23 protein-coding genes and 5 pseudogenes are annotated in these 22855 nt (G+C 59.4%); 4 read left to right on the forward strand and 24 right to left on the reverse strand.

Annotation, left to right across the window (positions count from 1 at the left end; genetic code table 11):
• Positions 1 to 60: 60 nt before the first annotated feature.
• From ABD112_RS14375 to ABD112_RS14480, 23 genes and pseudogenes are all read right to left on the reverse strand, one after another.
• Entirely contained in the window at positions 61 to 375 is a 315-nt protein-coding gene (locus ABD112_RS14375; protein ID WP_343926857.1) for a hypothetical protein, read from the reverse strand.
• Positions 372 to 2297, reverse strand: a complete 1926-nt coding sequence (locus ABD112_RS14380; RefSeq protein ID WP_343926858.1) for a tyrosine-type recombinase/integrase — start codon at positions 2295 to 2297, stop codon at positions 372 to 374. Before ABD112_RS14380 ends, ABD112_RS14375 begins: the two co-directional genes overlap by 4 nt.
• Positions 2260 to 3342: a tyrosine-type recombinase/integrase gene (locus ABD112_RS14385; protein WP_343926859.1), complete on the reverse strand. Its 1083-nt coding sequence runs from the start codon at positions 3340 to 3342 to the stop codon at positions 2260 to 2262. The genes ABD112_RS14380 and ABD112_RS14385 overlap by 38 nt, the downstream gene beginning before the upstream one ends.
• 98 nt (positions 3343 to 3440) lie before the next feature.
• Positions 3441 to 3704, reverse strand: a pseudogene (locus ABD112_RS14390) (DDE-type integrase/transposase/recombinase); the annotation flags it as partial.
• Positions 3705 to 3813: 109 nt separating this feature from the next.
• Positions 3814 to 4815 carry a site-specific integrase gene (locus tag ABD112_RS14395; protein ID WP_343926860.1) on the reverse strand — a complete coding sequence of 334 codons (1002 nt, stop codon included), beginning with the start codon at positions 4813 to 4815 and terminating at the stop codon, positions 3814 to 3816.
• Positions 4812 to 5765, reverse strand: a complete 954-nt coding sequence (locus ABD112_RS14400) for a tyrosine-type recombinase/integrase (RefSeq protein ID WP_343926861.1) — start codon at positions 5763 to 5765, stop codon at positions 4812 to 4814. The genes ABD112_RS14395 and ABD112_RS14400 overlap by 4 nt, the downstream gene beginning before the upstream one ends.
• Positions 5762 to 6679, reverse strand: a complete 918-nt coding sequence (locus tag ABD112_RS14405) for a site-specific integrase (RefSeq protein WP_343926862.1) — start codon at positions 6677 to 6679, stop codon at positions 5762 to 5764. The genes ABD112_RS14400 and ABD112_RS14405 overlap by 4 nt, the downstream gene beginning before the upstream one ends.
• 154 nt (positions 6680 to 6833) lie before the next feature.
• Positions 6834 to 7546: pseudogene (locus ABD112_RS14410) on the reverse strand (IS3 family transposase); the annotation flags it as partial.
• A gap of 95 nt (positions 7547 to 7641) precedes the next feature.
• Complete coding sequence (locus ABD112_RS14415; protein ID WP_343926863.1) at positions 7642 to 7971, reverse strand: hypothetical protein; 330 nt, start codon at positions 7969 to 7971, stop codon at positions 7642 to 7644.
• Positions 7916 to 8485, reverse strand: a complete 570-nt coding sequence (locus ABD112_RS14420) for a gluconokinase (protein ID WP_343926882.1) — start codon at positions 8483 to 8485, stop codon at positions 7916 to 7918. Before ABD112_RS14420 ends, ABD112_RS14415 begins: the two co-directional genes overlap by 56 nt.
• Positions 8486 to 8499: 14 nt before the next feature.
• A pseudogene (locus tag ABD112_RS14425) lies at positions 8500 to 8853 on the reverse strand (enolase C-terminal domain-like protein); the annotation flags it as partial.
• 14 nt (positions 8854 to 8867) lie between these two features.
• Positions 8868 to 10178, reverse strand: a complete 1311-nt coding sequence (locus tag ABD112_RS14430; RefSeq protein WP_343926883.1) for a SulP family inorganic anion transporter — start codon at positions 10176 to 10178, stop codon at positions 8868 to 8870.
• A gap of 73 nt (positions 10179 to 10251) precedes the next feature.
• A pseudogene (locus ABD112_RS14435) lies at positions 10252 to 10830 on the reverse strand (aldehyde dehydrogenase family protein); the annotation flags it as partial.
• 155 nt (positions 10831 to 10985) lie between these two features.
• The gene (locus tag ABD112_RS14440; protein ID WP_425563852.1) at positions 10986 to 11858 is read right to left on the reverse strand and encodes a Cgl0159 family (beta/alpha)8-fold protein; all 873 of its coding nucleotides are present in this window, start codon (positions 11856 to 11858) and stop codon (positions 10986 to 10988) included.
• Positions 11859 to 12411: 553 nt separating this feature from the next.
• Positions 12412 to 13128 carry an ATP-binding protein gene (locus ABD112_RS14445; RefSeq protein ID WP_343926865.1) on the reverse strand — a complete coding sequence of 239 codons (717 nt, stop codon included), beginning with the start codon at positions 13126 to 13128 and terminating at the stop codon, positions 12412 to 12414.
• A gap of 48 nt (positions 13129 to 13176) precedes the next feature.
• Positions 13177 to 13473, reverse strand: a complete 297-nt coding sequence (locus ABD112_RS14450) for a hypothetical protein (RefSeq protein ID WP_343926866.1) — start codon at positions 13471 to 13473, stop codon at positions 13177 to 13179.
• Positions 13470 to 13730 carry a Mu transposase domain-containing protein gene (locus ABD112_RS14655; RefSeq protein ID WP_425563850.1) on the reverse strand — a complete coding sequence of 87 codons (261 nt, stop codon included), beginning with the start codon at positions 13728 to 13730 and terminating at the stop codon, positions 13470 to 13472. The genes ABD112_RS14450 and ABD112_RS14655 overlap by 4 nt, the downstream gene beginning before the upstream one ends.
• Positions 13694 to 13894, reverse strand: a complete 201-nt coding sequence (locus ABD112_RS14455; RefSeq protein WP_343926867.1) for a hypothetical protein — start codon at positions 13892 to 13894, stop codon at positions 13694 to 13696. The genes ABD112_RS14655 and ABD112_RS14455 overlap by 37 nt, the downstream gene beginning before the upstream one ends.
• Complete coding sequence (locus tag ABD112_RS14460) at positions 13879 to 14193, reverse strand: hypothetical protein (protein ID WP_343926884.1); 315 nt, start codon at positions 14191 to 14193, stop codon at positions 13879 to 13881. Before ABD112_RS14460 ends, ABD112_RS14455 begins: the two co-directional genes overlap by 16 nt.
• A complete protein-coding gene (locus tag ABD112_RS14465; protein WP_343926886.1) occupies positions 14166 to 14705 on the reverse strand; it encodes a hypothetical protein in 540 nt (179 codons plus the stop codon). The genes ABD112_RS14460 and ABD112_RS14465 overlap by 28 nt, the downstream gene beginning before the upstream one ends.
• 727 nt (positions 14706 to 15432) lie before the next feature.
• Positions 15433 to 16227, reverse strand: a complete 795-nt coding sequence (locus ABD112_RS14470; RefSeq protein WP_343926868.1) for a carbohydrate ABC transporter permease — start codon at positions 16225 to 16227, stop codon at positions 15433 to 15435.
• A gap of 65 nt (positions 16228 to 16292) precedes the next feature.
• Positions 16293 to 17279, reverse strand: a complete 987-nt coding sequence (locus ABD112_RS14475) for a carbohydrate ABC transporter permease (RefSeq protein ID WP_343926869.1) — start codon at positions 17277 to 17279, stop codon at positions 16293 to 16295.
• Between the two features lie 8 nt (positions 17280 to 17287).
• Positions 17288 to 18589: an extracellular solute-binding protein gene (locus ABD112_RS14480; protein ID WP_343926870.1), complete on the reverse strand. Its 1302-nt coding sequence runs from the start codon at positions 18587 to 18589 to the stop codon at positions 17288 to 17290.
• A gap of 323 nt (positions 18590 to 18912) precedes the next feature.
• On the opposite strand from ABD112_RS14480, the gene ABD112_RS14485 reads away from it, so the two are divergent.
• Positions 18913 to 19419 carry a hypothetical protein gene (locus ABD112_RS14485; protein WP_343926871.1) on the forward strand — a complete coding sequence of 169 codons (507 nt, stop codon included), beginning with the start codon at positions 18913 to 18915 and terminating at the stop codon, positions 19417 to 19419.
• Between the two features lie 120 nt (positions 19420 to 19539).
• On the opposite strand, the gene ABD112_RS14490 is transcribed toward ABD112_RS14485, so the two are convergent.
• A complete protein-coding gene (locus ABD112_RS14490; RefSeq protein WP_425563853.1) occupies positions 19540 to 20511 on the reverse strand; it encodes an IS1634 family transposase in 972 nt (323 codons plus the stop codon).
• A gap of 308 nt (positions 20512 to 20819) precedes the next feature.
• Between ABD112_RS14490 and ABD112_RS14495 the strand changes: the two genes are divergently transcribed.
• The 3 genes and pseudogenes from ABD112_RS14495 to ABD112_RS14505 all read left to right on the forward strand — a co-directional run bounded on the left by ABD112_RS14495 (position 20820) and on the right by ABD112_RS14505 (position 22846).
• Complete coding sequence (locus ABD112_RS14495; protein WP_343926887.1) at positions 20820 to 21086, forward strand: hypothetical protein; 267 nt, start codon at positions 20820 to 20822, stop codon at positions 21084 to 21086.
• 164 nt (positions 21087 to 21250) lie between these two features.
• The gene (locus ABD112_RS14500; RefSeq protein WP_343926873.1) at positions 21251 to 21787 is read left to right on the forward strand and encodes an MFS transporter; all 537 of its coding nucleotides are present in this window, start codon (positions 21251 to 21253) and stop codon (positions 21785 to 21787) included.
• A 168-nt stretch (positions 21788 to 21955) separates the two neighbouring features.
• Positions 21956 to 22846: pseudogene (locus ABD112_RS14505) on the forward strand (IS5 family transposase).
• The last annotated feature ends 9 nt before the right edge of the window (positions 22847 to 22855 follow it).

The following is a 22855-nucleotide window of genomic DNA, read 5'->3' on the forward strand; positions in this document are numbered from 1 at the left end:
ATCGTTGGATTAACCGGCTAATCGGGGTCGATTATTCGGTATGGATTGTCTTTCGATTATTTAGGTTTTGCTCCCCGTCGCGCGGCCTCGTTCGAGGTGTCGGAGGCGTTCCTCGTGGTGGCGGACGCGTTCGGCGAGGGCGTCGATGCCGATGCGGAGGTGCACGATGTCTGTGTGGAGTCCGGTGAGGGTGAGGTCGGTGCCGATATGCGCGCGGTGCTCGTTGATGAGGGCGATGAGTTCGGGGTGGCGATAGAGAGTGGCGCGCGCGATTCCGGTGTGGGTTGCAATGGCTGCGATGCTCACTCGGACACCAGCGTGGTGCAGGTCGGTCAGGGCCTGTTCAATCTGCTGGTGACGGTTGGTGGTCGTCAACCGGTGTGCGCCTGGCTGATGAGGGTGTCGAGGCGGTCGATGAGTTTGCGGTGGCGTTCGGCTTCGCTGGTCCAGCCTCGGGCTTCGGCGTCTCGGGCGAGGAGTTGAGCATCGGCGCGCTGCGCGGTGAGGACAGGCGTGTGGGTGTCGTCGGTTCGATAGCTGGGGCAGTGCTCGCAGATGTTGGCGTAGGGGCAGGCTTTCTGTGCGGGCGCGCGGAGGCAGTAGCCGCCGGCCATGCGCGCTTTGATGGTGGGTGTTTCTCGCCAGTCTCCGTGGCTAATGTTGACCAAGGCCAGGGTGGTCCGGCCGGCTGTGGGGCTGGTATTCATCGGTCCAATGTGGGCTTTGGCCAGGTCGAGGGCGCGTTCGTATTCGGTGCGGATGGTGCTGTCGAACAGTTGACCGTAGCGCAGACTCATTTGCGCTGAGACGTGGCCGAGGAGCGCTATGAGCGCTTGCAGGGAGACTCCGGCGTTGACCAGAGCGGTGGCGTAGGTGTGGCGGAGCTGGTGTGGGGTCAGCTTGCCCAGGCCGGCGGCTTCTCCGGCGCGGGCGAGCTCGTCCCGGACCGCATTCTGGCTGAGGTGGCGGCCGTGATGGGTGAAGAGGAAATCGGCCGGGCGACCCGTCCGAGGGTTGAGTAGGGGCCGGCCGGCAGACCGTGTGGTGCTGATGCGGTCGAGCAGATCGAGGGTGTCATCATCGAGGGGCACCATGCGTTCTGTGTCGAATTTGCCCAGCGGAACTTTGAGCCAGGACCCATTGCCCGGGACCTCGTGAACACAGTCCAATTCCAAATCGAGTAGCTCACCGATGCGCAGCCCGCACGCGCGCTGCAGGAGTAGAGCATCAGCGGCCAGACGGTTGTTGGATCGGGTGAGTTGCTCGGCCAGGGCCCGGTTGGCGTCGGGTGGAAGGTATCGGGGCAGGGGGCGCGGCAGTCGGGGAATATCGGACCGGAACAGTAGCCGCCGCGGCGGGGCGTCAGGCCACCCCCACTCGGTGATCTCGCTGAGAAAATTGGAGATCGCGTGAATGCGGCGCGCCTGATCGGCTTTGGAGAAGCGCAGGCCCGTCTTACTGCTCACCTCCCGAGACACGGTGATGAGATAGGGCTCGATATGGCGGCACCGATCCAGCTCGGCCAAAGACGTCAGCGTCGGATCCACGGCAGTCACGATCCGGCCGAAGTGCGCCAACCGTATCGTCAAACCGGTAATCGTGCCCGGGACACACGTCACACTCTTGCGGTTGAGATAGCGCACCAGAGCGTCGCGCAGCGGCTCCGGGACGGTGACGAGCCGTTCCGTGGTCGGCAGTCGATGTGTGGACGAGGCCGAGTCGTGCACGATGCCGAGGTGAAACAGCACCTGCCGAGTAGCGGGCATCGTGTCCCGGTAATGACGCCACCTCGCTCCGGTGCGTTGCTCACGGGCGACGCCGGCCAACGCCAGATCATCGAAGTCCCGAGGTGTGAGTTCGTTCAAGGGCCGGCCCGAACCGACGAGGAGACGCAGAACGATCTGCGAGGCCATGGCCGAGGTCACTCGTTCGCTGTATCCCTGCTCACGGGCCGCAGCCACGAATCGGGTCAAGTCATCTTCCAGAGGCGTTCCGCCGAGATCACGCCAGATGCTGCTGAATTTACGGGCGAGAAGATAGTCGTAGCCGGGCTGCAACCGCCGCGTCAGAATCGGAAACGTCAGGAACGGCCGCAGCGATTGGTTCACAGAAAGACGCTCGTCCAGCGGGCGGTCTGCCCAGTCTTGGATCCCAGGAAAGCGGGCGAGGAACGTCTTTGCGGCCTGGGTGTAGGCGGTATTGCCGCGGTGGGTGCGTGCTAGATGGGCGGCGCAGGCGCCAGCAATGCTGGCGGTGGACTCAGCATGTGGTGCGTTGACGGGTGCGGGCAGCATCATATTCAGCTTTCACATGGGCGGGTGCCAGATGAATGTAACGGGTGGTGGTATCAACGTGGGTATGACCCAGCAGGGCCTGCATCACGGCCAGATCAACGCCAGCTTCCGCCAACGCGGTGCCGAACGTGTGGCGCAGCGCATGGGCGTTACCCGCGACGACTCCCGACTGGACGCGGTGGTAACGAAAGATGGTGCGAAGACCCGCCGCGGTCAGCGGTGCCCCACGAGTGGGGCCCTTCGCCACGACGAACAACGTATGGCTGCTGGTCTCAGGTCGCTCGGCAAGCAAATATGTTTGAATGACGCCGGCGACGTCACGGTCAAGCGGAACACGGCGTTCCTTGGAGCCTTTGCCCGAGACGAGCAGCCACCTGGCACCGATGTCGACGTCCTTGATCTGCAGGGCGAGGACCTCGCACGATCGCAGCCCGCAAAACAGCATCAGTCCGGCAATAGCCCGATCCCGCCAGGTGCGCAAACTGTTCAGCAGGTCGGTGGTCTCCTCGCGGCTCAGCGATCGCGGGAGTCGGCGGGGCTCACGAAGACGCAACGCCGAGCGCGGCTTCGGGCGGGTGAGATGGCCCAACAGTCCAGTTCGTTCAGCCGCCGTGATTCGACGCGCCTCCCGACCCTTCGGGACCGGGTTCTTCAAGTCGGGATCCCGCATTGCGAGGAAAATGAACAGGCTGCTGATCGCGGCCATTCGACGGTTGATCGTCGTCGCCGCATAGCGATCCAACCGCTGCCCCTGCAGAGAAACCACGTTCGGACCCGGACGGCCGGGTATCTGAGCCTGACGGCACACCGCCAAATACTGCAGCAACGCATCGGTGGTGATCATAGCCACGGTCAAGTTGGAAGCGAGAAGCCACCGCACAAAATTCAGAAGATCGAACCCATAGGCACGAACCGTCCGTGGTGAGTAGTTCCGGTCGGCCAGATAACTCAGATACTCGTTGACAACAGAAAAACTCGGTGCGCCCGGGCCGCCCAGCGTCCAATACTCGCCGTCGCGCTCAAGCCAAAGATCCGTGTCGGTTCTCATGAGACAGGAGTACCTCCACTGCCCGGCTGAATCAAGCACATCCGGCCCGGCGTGTCGCGGTAAACTGCGTCATCCTCCAGGGATTAGCCGGTTAACAGGCAGACGCCGGTGCGGCCCATAGATGAGCGCATGCCCAGACTTGTCACCAGGGTCCGGTAGACGGCTGAGGTGTAGACACTTCCGCGATCGGAGTGCCAAATTGCGTCAGGCGCGATCAGGGTCGTTGCAGCTGCATTTTTCAGGGCGTCTTCGACGAGTTCGGTGCGCATGTGATCGGCAATGGACCAGCCGACGACTTTCTTCGAGTAGCAGTCGATGACCGTGGCCAGGTAGACGAACCCCTGCCAGGTGTGGATATAGGTGTTATGTCGAGCTCGACATAACACCTATTCGGTGCAGTTCACGGTTATGTGCAGTTGGTGGGCGCGCGCGGTTGGGCGCAGGTGTTTCGTGTCCTAGGGCTGCACATAATCACAAGTTCTGCAGGAACGTGAGGAGACCGTCGCGAGGCTGGAACCGCGTTGGTGCTGGGCTTGGATCGGTCAACCGTTGTAAGACGGCTTCCTTGGCGGCAAGGCTGGCTTCGAGATACTGGTGAGTCGTGGCGGGACTGGCGTGGCCTAGCCACAACGCGATCACGGCGATATCGGTACCCGATTCCAGCAGGTGCATTGCCGTCGTGTGGCGTAGCGTGTGCGGCGAGATGTCCAATCCGTGCAGGGACGGACATTCCCGTTCGGCTGTCGCGACGGCCCGTGCAAGCCGATCACGCACTCCGGAGCGGGTCAGCGCTGCACCGGCCCGGTTGGGGAACACCGGCGCGGTGGGTGCGGGACTGATCTTGGCCATCCAGATGCGAAGCTCGGCCGCGGTGTTGGCCCATAACGGTATGGCCCGTTCCTTGCGGCCCTTGCCGTGCAGGTGCACGGCGTTCTGCCGGTCTACCAGCACGTCACCGACGCGCAACCCGGTGAGTTCGGATACCCGGGCTCCCGTGTTGTAGGCGGTAGCGAGCAGGACTGCGTCACGCTGACCACTCCAGGTGGCGCGGTCAGGCGCTGCCAGGATCGCGGTGACCTGTTCACGGGTGAGATAGCCCAGCACGGGCCGGTCGAACCGTTTCGCTGGGATCGCTAGCACTCGGGTGGTGGTCGGCAGCGACGCGGGATCTCGTATGGCCGCGTAGCGCATGAAGGAGTGAATCGCGGCCAGCCGCGCGTGGCGGGTGCGTGCACTGTTGCCGCGCACTGTCTCGAGGTGGTCGAGGAAGTCCAGCACCAGCGGTGCATCGAGGTCAGCCAGCACGAGCGCGGTGGGTGGCTTGCCGGTGCTTTCCTCGACGAAACCGAACAGCAACTCGAACGCGTCACGGTAGCTTTCCACGGTACGAGCACTGACTCCGCGTTGCTGGACCAGACGCCGTAGGAAGAAGTCCTGCACGAGTTGCGGGAACCCGATCTGCGGTGTCCTCATGACAGACCCTCCAGAGGGCTTTCCGCGAAGGCTTCGAAGCGGTCCGCGACGATGCCCATCAGTTCCGGAACAGCAGAAAGATACCAGTAGACATCCCGCACCTCGACGTGACCGAGATATGTTGCCAACACCGCAATCTTGGCGTCGACGTCCACGCCTTCGGCATGCCATGCCTGGATCCGCCGCCCCACCATCCTGTGCCGCAGGTCATGCACCCGTGGTATTCGGGTGCGCCCTGCCGCGCTCCAGCCAAGCTGCCGGCGTAGCACGATGAAAGTGTGATTGGCGGCGCTATAACAGACCTGATCGCTGCGATCGGTGCGGAAGAACGCCTCAGCGTCACTGGGCGTGCCATAGCGGTGTGAGCGTTCGGTGGCGTAGTCCTGTAGCGGTATCAGTGCGCTGGGGTGCAGTGGCACCAGCCGTTGCAGACCGCGCTTGCCCGCCCGGATGGTGAGCATGCCGCCGACCATGTCGACGTCAGCAGACGACAGGGCCAGCGCTTCAGAGATCCGCAGCCCGGTGCAGGCGATCAGACCGAACAACGTAACGTAGCAGTGCGGCCGCAATCCGCGGGCCGGGGACAGGCTGGCGGCAGCGTGCAGCAGGTCGCTGATCTCGCGGTCGGAATACACGTGCGGCGGTTTACGGCCGCCTGTCGGACCGAGCAGTCCCGATGCGGGGACCTCGGTGGCGCCGTCCAGGGCGGACATCTGACGCAGGAAGCCGCGCACTGTCGTCAACCTTCGTGCCGGATTGCACGGATCTGCCGAGTCGGTCGAGGTCGCCCACTCCAGGCTCAACTCCAACGGGATCGGACCCTCGTGACTATCCCTATCCAAGAATCGAGCGAAGGCGCGCAGCGAACGATCTTGCGTCGGTGAGTGATAGCCCAAACCGTGGCGTAACGCGACATAATCCTCCGCCAATGCCGCGGCAATGCCCGTCATGACATCACCTGCGGCCACGGCAGGCCGACGTGACGCAACGCCTCGACATCAACCGCCGCGTAAATACGAGTTGTGGACAGAGAGGAATGTCCGAGCACGTCGGCGATCTCACTCAAACCGGCGCCATGGGCGAGCAAGTCGGTGGCCAGCGAATGACGCAGCAGGTTCGCTCCGCGCACCGGCGCGGCGATGCCCGCTTGGCGTAACGCATTGTCCACGGCACGACCAATAATGCTGTCGCTGATGGGTGCGCCGACCCGTAGACGATGCAGCACGAACACCTGCCGGGTATCGCTGGCTGGGCGGCCGTGTTGCAGATAGTCCGCCAACGCTGTCCCGACTTCACCGGTCAATGGCAGCAACGCACCATGACCAGTCTTGCGGCTGCGAACCCGAACCACACCCTGAAGCCAGTCGATATCCTCGAACTGCAACCGAGCAACCTCACTGGATCGTAGTCCCAACCGAGCCACGCAAAAGATAATCGCCCGATCACGCAACCCACGCGGTGAGGACGAATCCAGTGATGCAATCAACTGATCGAAACGCGCCGAATCCAGATACCGAACGAGACCCGTTCGACGATGCAGAACCATCGGGACTGCGTCCTCCAACCGGTCAGCGCGCAGACCCGCAGCGCGCAGGAACCGAAAAAACGACCGCAGCGAAGTCGCCACCAATTCCACCGTCACCGACTGATAACGACGCGTCATCGCACTGACAAAGTCGACGACGTCGCGCACGCAAATCACCCCGACCTCCACCAGACCATCACAGAACACCGTCTCCAAGAACGCGCCCACGAATCGGACATAGTTACGCCGCGTCCCCACGCAGACACCGCGCGCTCGGCGCAGATGCTCATCGAACGCGACGAGCACCGCCTCCACGCTCCACTTCTCAAAATCTGACATCATCTTCTCCTTGTCTTCCGAACCAATCGGATACAAGAAGAGTCACGATTATGTGCCGTTACGACAAGACCCAGCTACCCCGAAGACCAACTATCTCAACGCGCCCAACCGCGCGCGCCCACCAACTGCACATAACCGTGAACTGCACCGATTACGTGATGTCTCCGATGAACTTCACGCCCGGACGCTCGGCGGTGAAGTCGCGTTTGACAAGGTCGGGCATGTTCGCTGCGGCCAACGCGTCGGCTTCCGTCGTGACCCGGATTGGCCGTGGTTGGCAGGCCACGAGGCCTTCCTGGCGCATCAGCTACCGGACGAGTTCGGGGGAACACTGCGTCTGCTCGGCGGTCAGGTCCGCGTGGATTCGCCGATACCCGTAAGTGCCGTCAGACTCCTCAAAATAGTGTCGGATCCGCGCCAGGAGGGTTTCCCGGCGGACCGATGTCGCCGATTGGGGTCGCGTCCGCCAGTGGTAGAAACCAGAGGTTGACACCTCCAACCAGCGGCACATATTCACGACAGGATTCCGGTTGTTGGACTCAGCCTTTTGGGAGTCGAGGAATTCGTACTTGCTCACTACCGCTGCTCCCGCGCGAAGTAAGCGGCCGCTTTTTTCAAAAATTGGGTCTCAGCCTTGAGCTCCTGATTTTCCCGCTCGAGCGCCTTGAGACGGGCTCGCTCGGGGACGGTCAGCTCCGTCTCGGTGCCACCGTTCGCGTCGCGATACTTGATCAGCCAGTTGCGCAATGTTTCGTGGCCGACCCCGTAGGACTCGGCCACGTCCCTGATCGGCTTCGAGGTGCTGATCACCTCCCGACACAACTCATCTCTGAACTCTTGGGTAAATTTCCGGCGTGCTGTGGTCATGCTGATCTCTACTTTCAGTGAACCCCCATTTTAAGAGGGCCCACTGTCCGAAATATCCGCAGCACACCAAAACTGCATCAGGACATTTCTGACACTTAGCGGGGTCGGCGTGGTCCGCGAGGCCCACGAGGTAGGGCGCTGTCGGCGTACTTGGTTCCGGGCGCCGGCCACTGGTGCTCGATGAGTAGCGTGCCCTGGTCGTCGAAGACCATCATGGATGATTCTGCTTCTACGAGGTTGGCGAGGGTGCCGAACAGGGTGCGGCTGACGTGGAAGAGGATCCCACGAACGAAGAAGTTCCCGTTGTCTCGGATGCGGGTCAGTCGAACACCGTCCGGCAGGGTCGGTGCACTCGGGTGATTGGCGGCTTCAAATCGAGGTTCTCGAGGTTGGGTAGTGCGCTGCCGACGGGCCGTGCCTGCCATCCTCCTGAGTACGATCGGTTGACTTCGATGCCAATAACGATGACGACGCCAAGATCGCCTTTTCGCACGCGACGACGACGGCGGTCGGCGAAAGTGATCCATCGACCCGCACACCCCGCTCTCCTGGACCCAGTACTTCAAGTGTGGCGAGCTGGCTCCGCAGTAACGAGCTCGGCATGAAGTGTTCAGGGCGCGATTCCATCCGAACGGAGAGTGTCTCTGCTGGCAACGCGAGGTGCAGGAAGAATATATCTTTGCTGTCCCGGCGGATCGCATCCCGGTATGACCTCCTGAGCGCCGAGCACGCGACCACCAACCCCGATGGGCTGCTTGCGAGCTCGTTGGCGACGCGCGCGAGCCATGGCCAGCGATCGTCGTCACTAAGCGGTATACCGCCAGCCATCTTGGCTATGTTCGCCGGTGGATGCAATGAGTCCGCGTCGACGAAGGGCACGCCAAACCTCTCGGCTAGCAGAGCACCGATAGTCGATTTGCCACTGCCTGAAACACCCATGACGACGACCGATGTCACCAGTCCTGCACCGTTCCGTCAGCGAGGCGGTTGCAGGGAAGGTAAGCCCGTTCGTCCGGGTATTTGCCCGCTTCGTCGAAGTTGAGCTCGACACCGAGCCCTGGCTTGTCGCCAGGATGAAGCATGCCGTCGACGAAGGTGAACGACTGCTTGAAGGTCGCATCCGCCTTTGCGCCGTGCGTAATGTATTCCGGAATGCCGAAGTTGTGGATGGCGAGACCGAGGTGCATTGCGGCCGCCATCCCCACCGGCGAGATGTCGGTGAGTCCGTGCATCTCCGACTTGCCCCGGTACTGCGCGGCGTACTCGAGGGTCTTCTTCGGGCAGCTGATACCGCCTATATAGTTGTTCACGTGATACGTCACTAGTCATCGTTCAGTCTGCCGGTCAGCCGGCCATGGAACCCGTGACTATGGTCGTTCAAGCCCTGGATATCTACCGACGCTGAGCGGGCGGCATATTTAGTCGCGATGGCATCTCGGGCGGCGACGCTGGAGGCATCCCAGACGTGAGACTCGGGCATGTCAATGATGATCCGGTTCGGGTCCTCGGCATGATGGAACTGCTCAACGAGAACGTTGCTGGTGGCAAAGAACAGCGGGCCCCTGACATGGTACCGAACGACCTGGCCGCTGGCATCCAGCAGCCGATCGACCTCGGTGACCGCCGCGACCCGGCGGGCAAACAGCATCATCGCTAATAGCACCCCGACACCGATGCCGATGGCTAGATTTTCCGTGGCGACCGTGACAATGATGGTGGACACCATCACCAGTGTCTCGGGCACCGGCATCCGGCGAAGCGTCGCCGGATGGACACTGTGCCAGTTGACCGTACAAACCGCCACGATCATCATCACCACGGCCAGCGCTGACATCGGGGGGGCTTCCATAAGCGGTGAGATCACCACGGCCAACACCAGCAAGAAGACTCCCGCTACCAGCGTCGACAATCTCGTCCGTGCCCGGCCCAACTTCACGTTCATCACGGTCTGTCCGACCATCGCACAGCCAGCTACGCCGCCGTACAAGCCGGCCAGGATGTTGGCCACGCCGAGAGCCCAGGACTCGCGGCCCTTAGAGGATTGGGAGTCGGTGATGTCGTCCACCATCTTCGCAGTGAGCAACGATTCCAGTACTCCAACGAAAGCCACCCCGAGCGCCGTCGGCCCGACGATACCGAGGGTGTTGATGTTGAGCGGAACCAGCAATGGCGTCAGGCCCGGGAGTACGCCGGAAATGTTTCCCTCGTTACCGACGGTCGGCACATTGATGCCGAAGATCATCGTCGCGGCGGTGATCAGCACGATCGCAACTAGCGGTGCTGGCACCGCCTCGGTAAACCGGGGAAGCAGCACCACGATGATCAGGGTAATCATGCCGATGACATACACCGGCCAGTCGACGTTTAGCAAGTTGCCGACTTGGGCCATGAAGATCAGCACGCCGAGGGCGTTGACGAAACGGAGCATCACCGATCGCGGGATGAATCTGACCACTCGGGCCATGCCGCTGAGCCCGAATGCGACCTGAATTATTCCGGCAAGCAGCACCGTCGGCAGCACGTTCTCGACGCCGTACACAGCGACCATCGGCCCAATTACCAGGGCCACCGATCCAGCTGCCGCGGTGACCATCGCCGGCCGGCCACCGAGGAATGACATGGAGATCGCCATCACGGCAGCCGCCGAGAGCTTCTATGCGTTTGCCTGCCTTCGCAGCACCCTCATAGATATATTTGACGTTGGGCGTCGACCCCACGAAAGAGATCGACTTAATTTTAGGCTGATTCAGAAGCCCATCGACTGCGAGCTTGTCGCCGTGGAGCACACTAAAGACCCCATCAGGCAATCCTGCCTCTTTCCACAGCTCAGCCATCCAGACGGCTGCAGAAGGCACTTTCTCACTAGGCTTCAGCACGACTGTGTTGCCGACGGCGATTGTAATTGGAAAGAACCAGAGTGGGACCACGGCTGGGAAATTGAACGGGCTGACGATACCCACAACACCTAATGGTCGTTTGGTGGAATAGAGATCCACCCCAGTCGAGACATCCTCGGAAAAATCACCCTGAATCAGATGAGGGAACCCACACGCTAGCTCGACGACCTTGAGACTGCGTTGTATCTCCCCGATAGCGTCAGAAAGCATCTTTCCGTGCTCGCTGGTGATGGACACCGCGAGTTCGTCCTTTCGCTTCACGAGCAGCTCACAGAACCGGAAGATGATCGTCTATCGTTTGTCCATAGGCAGCGCAGTCCAAGTAGAGAACGCTGCTGACGCGGCTCGAACAGCGAACTCGACATCCCGCTCGTCAGCTGGAGCCAGTACTTTCGTCTGCGCTCCGAGCGCGGGATCATAGACTGGCGTTGTGCGTCCACTCGAAGAAAAGTGGGAGCGCCGCCAATCGAATGGGTGATGACGGGCAACCCAGTGGTATCGTTCATGATAATCCTAAAGTTAGACGTAAATATCGATTCGCTTCAGCCGTGTACTAGCGCGGCGGCAGCGTCGACGGCGCCTGCAACATCACCATCCTCCGGATAGAGCAGTGTGCGACCGACCGTTAATCCATGCACACCGTCCAGCGCCAACGCGCGGCCCCACAACTTATATGTCCCGACCGCATCTCCGTTGAGATCGCCCCCAAGCAAAAGCGTAGGTAGAGTCGTCGCTTCAAGAGCGCGTTCCATGTCGGGGACGACCGGCAGCTTCAGCCATGAATAGGCCGAACTGGCCCCGAGCGCAGATGCGATTGCAATCGACGTGATCACGGCTTCCGCGCTAAAGTCGTTGACGATACGTTCGTTTACTCTGTGGCTCATGAACGGTTCAATCATTAATGGCAACGCCATCTCCGCAGATCTCGTCACCGCGTTCGCCGCAGACTCAAGCGCACCAGGCGTTGCAGGGTCATCGAGACTGATGCGAACAAGTAGCTTCGCCATGTCGAGTTTCGAACGCACCATGGAGTCAACGTCGTACGCAGTGTAGCGATCGTCCATTTCGAACACGGCACCGCGTAATCCGCCACGGTTCATCGAACCCACAGCGAGCTTGCCGTCAAGTACGCCGAGGATCGCCAAGTCTTCAAGAATATCCGGCGTGCCGAGCACACCATCAACGCCAGGCCGGGAAAGTGCCAACACAATGCGTCGAAGAAGATCGTACCTGCTCGCCATCGCCATGGGATCACTCCCCACTGCGAGCGCGCCACGTGCAGGATGGTCGGCTGCGATAATGAGCAGCCGATCGTCACCCAAAAGTAGCTGCCGACGACTACGCGACTCCAAGTAGCGGGCGATCGACGACGGATCCTTCGCGCGGACCTGCCGAACTCGCGCGAAATCTGCCATAGTCAATCGACCAGCTGATTCGGTCAGATTGTCATGAGTGGACATGATTGAACTCCCCTTCTGTACATTTTCGCCCGCGGACCAGGACGGCATCGTGATGCAGTCCTCCGCAGGATGTAGTTGACAAACCGAAGCCTCGTCTGAGGCACCAGTCATTGCATGCTCCAGAAATAAGATTTCCTAACTCCTTGGCAGCAGACTCGGAACCGACCGAACTATGCATCGCCGGGTCCTTTTTCAAAAACTCGGCAACCCCTTCCCTCGGTTACGGGGCCTCGGTCGAACTCATCATCACCAAATACTACTGCAAATTTCTCCCTCTTGTCAGAACATATTGACATCACTATCAACGCTAATCCCATGCTCATTTACGAGACAACCCTCAACAAACGACCAATGCATTCGAGACATCTCATCGATCGTTATTGCCATCCTGTCCCCAACGCCAGATGAGCCTCGAGCTTGCCGGATGCGGTGGCAAGTAGGGGTTGATGGTAGCGCGGTTCTGACGAGGTGGTAGCGGCCGGGGCGGGGTGCCCGGGCCACTCCGGAGTTATTCCCAGTAGGCCTCGTGGGCTCGGGCTTGGTCGTTGCGGTGTCGGCGCATGTCGATCTGGCCGAGGTTGATGATCCTGGCGTTGTTGGCGAGGCGGTTCACGATCGAGTCCGCCGCAACGCGGTCGGGCAGTTCGGCAACCCAGTGCGCCGGCCCGGTCTGCGAGGCAATCATCGTTGGCAGCCGGTGCTCGCGGTTCGCAAGGATCGCGAACAGATCGCTGGCAGCGTCGCTATCGATGACGACGGTGAGGAAGTCATCGATGATGAGCAGGTCGATATTGGAAAGCTCGTTCAATAGTTTCTGGTGGGCGATGCCGTCGCCGTGGGCGATGATTAGCCTTCGCGCGAGGTCGTCCATCCGGAAGTAGGGAACCGAGTGTTCACTCTGGCAGGCGCCGATGGCCAGTGTGCAGGCGAGGTAGGTTTTCCCGCCTCCGGTGGGCAAGATGATGAGCAGGTTCGTCGGGTCCGAGCGCCAGTCATGTGCGGCATATCGTCGCATTCTGACCGGGGTGATGCCGAGCCCGTCGCGGTAGTCGACCTCGGCGACGGTCGCGCCGGGATCGGGAAGGCGGCCTGACGGATGAGTCTGTCGACCTTGTTGATGCGTCGGGACTCCAACGCGTCGTCGACGGTGGTGAGGAACAGCTGCTCGGGGTGAGGGTGTCGTAGGTTTCGTCCTGGATGAGTTCCTCCAGCCGGGTCGCGACATGGATCACGCGCACGGCCCGGAAATTATCGTAATCGATGCTGGTGAACATCACTTCCCCTCCTCGTCGCGTGCATAGTGGTAGGCGTCGCGAACATAGACGTCCGAAACGGTGTCCAGGAAAACGACGGTACTGACGCGTTTGCGTGTCGAGGCCGCCGGGACCACCGGCCGAGGCTTTTTCGCGTCGCTGTCGATCGCCGCCATTAGGCGCTTCAGGGTCGTATAGGTCGGATGGGCGCGGCGATTCACGAGTTCTTGGCAGGCCGCCTCCAGGCGTTCCCGGTTGTTCTTGCCGAGCCCGTCGAGGATGTTCTGATAAGCAAAATAGCCCTGCGCCTCGATCACTTGCCCATCGAGGATCTGCTCGATGATCTGAACTGTTGCGGGCCCACGCTGCGGGCCCGGTCAGTAAACCAATGCCGGGACCACAGCCCGTCGATGTTGCGGTGTTGCGGCGGGACGTGTTCCGGCAGCGTCGAGTATTGCCCTTTGTGGCCCGTCAGCCTGGGGTGTTCGCTGATTCTCTCGTGCCCGTCGAAGACGGTCACCTGGGACGATGTCAGCCTCACCCGCAGCAACCGGCCTGCCAACGCGAACGGCACAGAATACCGTTGCGTCCGGCGTCAGGCAGCGGGCCGAGGAATGCGGCTTCCTCGGTTTGAAACCTCTCCCACCGGGTCGTGTCGTCGGCGCAGCGGATATCGTGGTCGATCTCCCTCACCCGCTCCTCGATCGCCGCGTTCAGCTCGCTCAGGGTCGTGAACACGTCTCGTCGAGATAGCCGATGACGCGCTTGTTCACCACGTTCACCGCATTTTCGGCCGCAGCCTTATCGCGGGGTTTCTTCACTCTCGCCGGGACCATTGAGCATCTATAATGGTCGGCGAGCTTCTGATATCGCGCGCTCACTACCCGCTCCGCGTCGCCCTTGTGAGTCTGGTGGGTCGAGGTCGTCGGGTTGTCCGACACAACGATCTGTGCCACGCCACCAAAGAACGCGAACGGTTGCACGTGGGCGTCGAGCCAGGCTGGGGACTTCATATCCGCATAGGCGCGGCAGAACATCGCGCCCGAGAACGGCAACACCGCGACGAACAGCACCGCGCGGGCACCTCCCCGGTGACCGTGTCGACGACGTCCATCGTGTCCCTGGCCCAGTCCACCAGCATCGCCCAGCCCGGCTCGTGCCGGAGCACCGCCACCAAATCGTAGGTGCGGAGGTAGTCAGTGAACAGGGCGCAGAACAACTGCGAATACCCATACTTCTTCCCCGCGTCTTTGGTGTCAACGTATCGACGCCAGGCCAACAGCAGAGTGAAGTGCCGATTCTGTTTCATCGACGCCAACACCCGCGACAGGTCGGGCTGGTTGTACTCCTCCGACACTCTCCGCCGCCCGTCCGGGAACCACTGCGCGAGCTCAGTGTCGCTGACCGCGACCGCCGAGGTCAGACCCCACTCCTGAACTTCCTGCCGCACCCGTACCACATCACGGTGCGAGCACCCCGCGATCTCTACGACCTCGCGGTAACTGTGCCCTCCCAGTACCAGCACCAAGATCTTCCGATAGTCCGCCATGAATCCGCCCTCCAAAAATGAAACGACAACACCCCATGTGTCGTCATCTCACAGCAGAGCAGCCCCACGCCCCGAGCGCTTCCATGTACCCGGAATCGTGCTCCGAACTGTCCAGACTCGCGCTACCACCAAGCCCTACTCGCCAGCGGTCCACGGTCTTCGTCGCATCCGCTTTAATTCGCTGGAAATCGGTTATCCCCGCTGGCGCTAGTCGATCCGAGCCCGACGCACCCACCCGCGCAACGACTACGCTCCAAAACCAGTCGGGTCGAAACGCTCTCTTATACCGCCATCATTTTCGGATACTCATCACGATGCTCGACCGAGCCGCGCTACGTGCACTAACACGGCTTAACGCAACGACGATGCGCGGCATGTTCTCCCGCAATACTTCTGCGCATCACGCCGGACTGCTACTTCCTCCAGCCATCGGCTACCCACACAAACAGCAGGTACATCACCGTCGACGACACCCCTGCGGTTATCCATGATCACCGGGTCAACAACGTTTCGAAGTCGTTGCATATAGCTGAACCGCGGCTGTGAACACGCTCAGGCACATGATCTGCGATCCGCGAAGGCCAACCTCCAGGTGAGACAGCCTGACAAGTCCCCTACCAATAGTCGAGTCCCCGTCGTGATCCAGACTCAGGAACAAATTGACCGACCTACTACTGCTGCCGAGCTTCGAGAGCGAAACTGAACCGTTGCAATAACGCCGGTGGCCTCAACCTTTCACCCCACCAGAAGATATTCCCTGCACGAGATTTCGTTGAACAATTAAGAAGAAAATAGTAACAGGCAAGGCGAAGATGACCGATCCAGCGATGAGTCCCCCGTAATCTACTCCATCTTCCGTGCTGAATGATACTAACCAAATTGGAAGCGTATATTTGCTCGAATCGGCCATGAAAACCAGTGCAGTGATGTAGTCGTTCCAGGCGGTGATGAAAGCAAAAACGCTGGTAGCTATCAGCCCAGGTAGTAGCAACGGGAAGTATATACTTCGCAGAATCCGCGCCGTACCCGCTCCATCCATTCTCGCGGCCTCTTCAATCTCGACAGGGATCGAGTGGAAGAATCCACGCAATATCCAAATACTGAATGGGAGCACAGTGGCAATGTAAGCCAACGCGAGACCCGCATAACTATTCAACAAACCTGCGTCCCTAAATGTCAGGAAGAGTGGAATCAAAAGTGCCGTACTCGGTATCATCTGAACCGCGAGGATCAGAATAAGTATTAAGTGTCGGCCTTTGAAGTTGAACTTCGTCAATGCAGTAGTAGCCAAAAACGCGAACACAATTGAGATACCGACCACAACTATCGAGATTGAGAGGCTGTTTATCAGCGACGATAAGAAGTTTGGTTTCGTAAACACGTTCACGTAATTTTCGAAGGTGAAGGGACTCGGAAAGAACTGCGGGGTGGTCCTCAATATGTTTGGCGCCGTCTTGAACGAGGTGTTCACCATCCAATAGATTGGGAAAACCCAAATCAGACACAACGCGCCGGCGAGCACGTGTGCTCCTCGATGTTTTCGGAAACTCGCCCGTCGAGATTCGGCCGCATGATTTCGAGTTATCGTCATAGCTGCTCTCCCGCGCGGTTCAACGACCGGACATAATAAGCGGTCAGCACTAGTAGTGCGATGCCGGTCACGACAGCAATTGCTGCGCCTTGTCCAAATGAGTTAGATGCAAAGGCCTTTTGGAATGCCCAAATACTCAAAATTGTAGTGTCGCCATCTGGGCCACCTTGCGTAAGAATCCAAATCTCGTTGAAGGTGTTGAAGTGCCAGATCATAGAAAGGATGGTCACGAGGTAAAGCACCGGGCGCAAGAAGGGCAGTGTCACAGATCGATAGATCGTCCAACCGTTCGCGCCGTCGAGCATGGCTGCCTCGTAATACTCTTTATGTATCTGAGACTGTGCTGCGTATACCGTAAGTGCAACGAAAGGTACGGAAATCCAGACCTTTAAGAGCCAGATAGTGAACAGCGCACCTGCCTGTGACCCGAGCCAACTGTGATTCGTGAAATCCCCGAACACGCCCACCTGGGTAATCATCCAGTTGATGACGCCGTAAACCGGATCGAAGAGCCACCGCCATATCAGCGTAGACGCCACCGTTGGAACAGCCCACGCCATTATCAAAATGAAATTGAAAACGACGAGCATCTTCCTATTGAGACGCACCATCATTTCTGCAAAACACATGCCGATCACGACGCAACCGAGAACTAGTGTGGCCGTGAACCAGAGCGTTCGCCACATAACCGGTAAGAACTGAGCATCGGTGAATATCGCGATGTAGTTACCGAACCCGGCCCACTCGATCACGCCCGAAAATAGTGCTGTTAGTCCGTAATCTTGGAACGAGATGAAGATAAGCCGAATGAGTGGGAATACCAACACGAAACTGAGGATGATGCCGGCGGGCGCCAATAGCACCAGGGGGGTTGTCCACTTACGAGCCTTTTTGCGAGCCCCGCCAAGTGGCTGCTGCTGGTCTACAACAGCAGCCACTTGGGAGTCATCGGGTATCCGATCGTCGGATTTTTCGATTGACATATTTTCTGTTAGTAAGACGCGTTCAGCGCTTCATTGATGTGGTCATCGAATGTCTTCGCGAGGCTCTCAATCGATTTTTGCCCCCGCGTCAATTGGGAGAAAAAATCAGCAGGTGAACCGTCGGACTCTAATGTCGCCCATCCTGGAGTCGGCGGTACGGATATGCTGTTCTTTGCCGCGTCCCAGAACGGTTGAGCGAATTCATCGATCGTTGGAAGAAGTGCCTGGAGCTGTGCTTCTGAACCAGGAGAAGCTCCCGTCGCCGCGACGATTTCAGCCTGTACTGATTCAGATGAGATGAACTTCAAAAACTCCAACCCCAGTTCCTTGTTTGTGCTGTTCTTCGCCATTCCCATGTCAGACCCACCCATGAAAGCTGGCATCAGTTCACCGGGGTTGTTCTGGCTAGGCATCGCGAAGCTCCCGACCTGACCCTCAAGCTCGGGGTTAGTTCTTAGAACGGTGCCAAGGCTGCCAGAACTATCGATTATCGACGATGCTCGACCGCTCGCAAATACCACCGCGCTGTCAGGTCCACCACTAGGCACGGTACGCGACGCCACAGATGAGTACTTGTTCTGGAACTCTACGAACTGTCCTAGCCCCTTGAGAGATTCGGGGGTAGAGAGCTGGCCGACCCACTTCCCATCGACCTGCTTTGCCAACGATCCACCTGCGTCATAGAGGAAGGACAGAGCAACGTACCAGTTCACCCCAGCCAAATACATTGGGGAAAAGTCAGGCTCGCTGTTTTGAGACTTAATAAGATCTAGGGCGCGCTCTAACTCTTCAAACGAAGTTGGTGGTGCGTCGATTCCTGCATCTGCCCACATTCCCTTGTCATACATTACCGCTCTCGAATTTCCGGCCAGAGGTACGGCGAATAGCTTCTCGTCGAAAACAGCTGGACCGGCCAAGCCGGCTAGCCACGAATCACTCTCATAGAAGTCATCTTTATATTGAGTGATGTCTACCAATCCGCCGGTTGCTGCAAACAGCGGCACATTGGTATTCCCAATCTGCATAACATCCGGTGGATCATTGGTCGCCAGCGCCGTGATGAGTTTCGTATTTATACCATCCCACTGCTGGAGTTCCACCTTCACGGTGGTGCCGGTCTGTTCCTTGAACTGGTCAGTGATCGATGTGACGGTGGCCTCCGGGATCTCGCCTTCCATCAGCCAGACCGAAAGTTCCTGATCACCTGAATCATTGCCATCTACTGGTCCAGCGCTGCCGCCGCACCCACTTATCAGCATTACAGTCGCCAGCGCGATGGCGCTGGCTGTGGTAAGGTCTTTCTTTTTCAATTTAGCCTCCTGGTTGCAACTCGATGTTGACGGAACTGTCCTAACGTCACACGGGCATATACTCCGAAAAAATCCGTCACTGGCTTTCACGTCTTCGTGAGCCTTAGAGACACTTCTTATCAAAGTCGGCTTGTGTGGTTGACCTGACATTAGTGCTTGGCGCCAGACGAAGTCAAGCCTTCGCGTTGACTCATAAGAAACCTCCGCGTAGCCCTATACATTGCCTCAGATGAAAACCCTCGCTTCGGCATGGGATCTGAACATCGCAGTGGATGTGGGTTGCGCCCGTTTCTATGGAGCTGACAATGAGACAGCGGCAGGCTGTGACGAAGAAGAAAGCACTCACCTATCGGTGTGCGGACTGTGCGGGCAAGTCCCAGATCCTGGATGAGCTGGTTGAGCTGACTGGGTGGCATCGCGATTATGTCAGGGCGGCTTTGCAGGGCGCGTTGACGCTGAAGGTCGTGAAGCCTCGCGCCGGGCGCGCGCCGACCTATAGCCCGCGGGTGACAGTGGCGTTGGTGAAGTGTTGGGCGGTGCTGCGAGCACCACTCGGCAAGCGCCTCGCGCCGATGCTGGCCGTGTTGGTGCCGTTGCTACGCCGCGATGGGGAACTCGATGTCACGGACGCTGAAGCGGCCCTGCTGGTGCGGATGAGCGCCGCGACGATTGACCGCCGGCTGGGACCGGAACGATTCACCATGATGTCGCGAGGCCGGTCCCATACCAAGCCTGGGAATGCTGTTGAAGTCGCAGATTCTGATCCGCACCTGAGCCGAGTGGGACGATGCCGTCCCCGGGTTTGTGGAGATCGACTTGGTCGGCTATGAGGGTGTGTTTCGTCAAGTTTAAGTAGGCCATTTCGGCTCTAAGCCGAAGTTACGTGGTTTGTGGACGCATTTATGGGGTTTGATCGGGGGTTTTGTGGTTCACACGATTGCGGTGTTTGGCTACTTAAGTTTTTGTGGGATGGTTTGGCCGAGTAGTTCAAAGGCGCGACGTTGGATCGGGGTGGGTGTGGCGATCAGATCGAAGGTGATGTCGTCGTCTTGGCCGGTGATGTGCATGCGGTTGCGGGTCAGCGTCGCGAGGTGATCCAGGAGCCCGGTGAAGCTGTAGGCGGCCTCGCCGGTAGGCGTGGTCTGCGTTGATGCTTTGAGTTGCGCGGCAGCGGAGCGCTGGGCGGGCGCGACGGGATCGACCGAGTCGGGTCGGTGTTCGTCGGTGAAGGTCAGTGGTGCCCAGGCCTGACGGAGGTGCCAGATCAGGTGGTCGGTGAGCATGCAGATGAACACGTGGGAGCGGACGCGTTTGTCGGTCCAGTGGTGGATAGGCCGCAAATCCAGATCAATGCTTTTGATCGAGCGGAAGTCTCGCTCAACACCGGCCAACGACTTGTAGGTGGTGACGACCCTGTTGGTGTCCATGCTGGTGGCGGGCACCGAGGTGCGGATGATGTAAATCCCGTCGAATGCTGCTTCTGCCTGAATGTTTTCCTCGTCACGGGTGAAGGTGAACTGGCCGTCGTCGATGGTCAGGATGAAGTGTTTAGCCATGTTGTAACGGGTGACGACTTTCCCAACACGGATCCCAATCGGCCCGGCCTTGCTCAGGCGGCCAGCGGTAACGCCGGCGCTGATGGTGGTCAGACTCGCTTCGGTAGCGACGAGCAGCTCGGCGCGTTTGTGGGCGCGTTTGTCGGCCAGCGCGGGGTTACGGCAGGCGACGAGTCGTTCGCCGGGGTAGTCGGGGTGGCTGATCTCGACCAGGTTTGTCTCGTCGAACAGGGTCTGCTGCACGGGTCCGTCTGGGGCCATTAGTGCTTTGATCTGCACGGAACGCAACGCGGTCACCCAGCCGAGGCCGCCGAGCTGGCGGAGCTGTTCGATGCGGGCGGAGGTGATCTGTGTGTGATCAACGATTTGTAGGTCGTTTCAGCCAGGAATGTGAGCCAAGTTGGTGGCCTGTTTCAGGCCAAAAGAGCGGTAAGAATTAGGCCAGCTATTTCTTTCCGGAAATCATGATTTCCAGGGGTTGGCTTGGAGATAGAGATCACCCGGTGGTTCGGGGTCCTGCCCAGAGTGTCAGGGGGCATGGGCCCGCCACCTTAGATAAGTTCCTTACGGCGCTGCCATTGCGAAGCGTATGCGCCGGAAGGGCTGGAAAGCAGATGACGGTACCCATGTCCGTACAAGAAAATATCAGAAGACTTGATTCCCAGGGAGTCCCAGTGCGTGAGATCGCTAAAAGGTTGGGGGTGAGCCGGGCCTCGGTGGCCAAGTATGCGCAGCAGGAAGATTTCTCCCCAGCACTGCCGGCACCCTTGAACAGGCCCGGTGCGTCGGTGTTGACCGGGTTCGAGCACATCATCGAAGGGTGGTTGGGTGAGGACCAGCGCCGGAATCGCAAGCAACGCCATACGGCTAAACGCATCTTTGACCGGTTGGTGGATGAGCACGGCTACACCGCCGGTTACACCAAAAGCAGACCTCGGTAATACCAGAGATATCCCTCAACAGAAGTGCGGAACGTCAGATATAAGTGCAGTAGAGAGAGGATCATCGCAAGATGTCGCCTCAGGGCATCACCCGCCGCCCCACATGTGGTATCGCCTCGTGTGCAGCTGCACTTACATGGATAGCCCTTTTCACTATTCTCAGCGTGACAGAAATCGTTCGTTCAATCATATTTTTCGGCATCAGTACTTTCATTGCCTTGTACTGGATCGGCCACCTTGGTGCTAAAGAGGAAACCGCCGGGGCCACGTTGACGTTTTTCCTCGCTGGCAGCGTTGTTGGAACACTGCTCGGCGGCCGAATTGGCGATCGGATAGGAGCGGTGCGCACTGTACAAGTTGGGTCAATCATGGCTGTGCCAGCTCTAGCTGCATTACGCTTGTCTCCCAGCCCCGCTGTTGGTTTAGTATTCGCGGCGGTTGTAGGCGTCATGATCAACGTTCCATTTGCGGTTTTGATCAAGCTCGGCCAAGATTACCTGCCCTCGCGACCGGGAACCACTTTGGGCCTCGCCGTGAGCATCGGCGGACTATTCACGCCCACGTTCGGAGTAATAGCCGATGAATATGGCACACAGGCGGTGTTCACTGTGTTGTGTTTCATCCCTATAGCAGCATTCGCAATCTCCCTCTTTCTATCCGATCCGGGGCGAGCGCTAACCCTACAAGAGGACACAAAATAGGAGTAGTTACATAGCTTTGGGCTATTCATGTAACCGGACCAACCCCAAGATCTGCCGGGTATCCAGCGAGGTCTGCCCCAAATATCGTGCTGCCGAACTGCCAGGTCCGCTCACGTGACTAGGGCGTGTCTCCTAAACGACGAGCGATTCCTCTGTGAGGCTGATTTCATGACTCGTTCGGGTGTGATTTCGGATGAGTTGTGGGCCGTGATCGAACCGATCCTGCCGCGTGGCGGCCATCGTGGTCGGCCGTGGCGGGGCCATCGGGAGGTTTTGGAGGCGATCTGCTGGCGGTATCGGGTTGGTGCACCGTGGCGGGATCTGCCGGCCGAGTTCGGTCCGTGGCAAACGGTCTGGAAGCGGCATTTCCGCTGGTCGACTGATGGCACCTATGACCGGATCTTCCAGAGTGTTCAGGGCCGGGATCAGGCTATTGATGCTGAGTTGGCCGCGCTGTTGTCGGTGGACTCGACCAGTGTGCGGGTGCATCAGCATGCCGCTGGTGCCGTCCGCAGTCAGGACACAGGGGGCACGATCGAACTACAGGAAATTAGAGAATGAGCCGCCGGATCATGCGATCGGACGCTCCCGCGGCGGGCTGACCACGAAGATCCACGCGTTCACTGACGCGCTGGTACGACCGGTTGCTCTTCTGCTGACAGCCGGGCAGAGCGGTGATAACCCGCAGCTCGAGCCGCTGCTGGATCTGTATCGGGGTCAGCAGCATTTCCTGACCGATGTCACGGTGCTGGCCGACAAGGCATATTCGCATCCGTCCACGCGGATCAAGCTGCGGCGCAGGCGCGTCAAGCACGTCATCCCGGAGCGCAGCGATCAGAAGCAGAACCGCAAGAACAAAGGCCAACGGGGCGGCAGGCCGCCTGACTTCGACCGGGAGCTCTACAAGAAACGCAACACCGTCGAGCGCGGTTTCAGCCGCTTCAAGCAGTGGCGTGCCCTCGCGACCCGATACAACAAATACGCCCTCACCTACCGCGGAGGAGCATTACTCGCCGCAACCATCCTGCACGCCAAACCCATTTAGGAGACACGCCCTAGCCCAAACAT

Origin of the sequence: Rhodoglobus aureus (assembly GCF_039527955.1) — a bacterium.
Classification (GTDB): domain Bacteria; phylum Actinomycetota; class Actinomycetes; order Actinomycetales; family Microbacteriaceae; genus Rhodoglobus; species Rhodoglobus aureus.

What these genes read in the sequence shown, in the direction of transcription:
- ABD112_RS14405 (WP_343926862.1), bottom strand. Translation starts at nt 6,679, where the DNA reads ATGTCAGATTTTGAGAAGTGGAGCGTGGAGGCGGTGCTCGTCGCGTTC.
- ABD112_RS14415 (WP_343926863.1), bottom strand. Translation starts at nt 7,971, where the DNA reads ATGGCAGGCACGGCCCGTCGGCAGCGCACTACCCAACCTCGAGAACCT.
- ABD112_RS14385 (WP_343926859.1), bottom strand. Translation starts at nt 3,342, where the DNA reads ATGAGAACCGACACGGATCTTTGGCTTGAGCGCGACGGCGAGTATTGG.
- ABD112_RS14400 (WP_343926861.1), bottom strand. Translation starts at nt 5,765, where the DNA reads ATGACGGGCATTGCCGCGGCATTGGCGGAGGATTATGTCGCGTTACGC.
- ABD112_RS14475 (WP_343926869.1), bottom strand. Translation starts at nt 17,279, where the DNA reads ATGTCAATCGAAAAATCCGACGATCGGATACCCGATGACTCCCAAGTG.
- ABD112_RS14430 (WP_343926883.1), bottom strand. Translation starts at nt 10,178, where the DNA reads ATGGCGATCTCCATGTCATTCCTCGGTGGCCGGCCGGCGATGGTCACC.
- ABD112_RS14395 (WP_343926860.1), bottom strand. Translation starts at nt 4,815, where the DNA reads ATGAGGACACCGCAGATCGGGTTCCCGCAACTCGTGCAGGACTTCTTC.
- ABD112_RS14420 (WP_343926882.1), bottom strand. Translation starts at nt 8,485, where the DNA reads ATGGGTGTTTCAGGCAGTGGCAAATCGACTATCGGTGCTCTGCTAGCC.
- ABD112_RS14380 (WP_343926858.1), bottom strand. Translation starts at nt 2,297, where the DNA reads ATGATGCTGCCCGCACCCGTCAACGCACCACATGCTGAGTCCACCGCC.
- ABD112_RS14460 (WP_343926884.1), bottom strand. Translation starts at nt 14,193, where the DNA reads ATGTTCTGCCGCGCCTATGCGGATATGAAGTCCCCAGCCTGGCTCGAC.
- ABD112_RS14440 (WP_425563852.1), bottom strand. Translation starts at nt 11,858, where the DNA reads ATGGCAGATTTCGCGCGAGTTCGGCAGGTCCGCGCGAAGGATCCGTCG.
- ABD112_RS14465 (WP_343926886.1), bottom strand. Translation starts at nt 14,705, where the DNA reads ATGGCGGACTATCGGAAGATCTTGGTGCTGGTACTGGGAGGGCACAGT.
- ABD112_RS14445 (WP_343926865.1), bottom strand. Translation starts at nt 13,128, where the DNA reads ATGTCGCGACCCGGCTGGAGGAACTCATCCAGGACGAAACCTACGACA.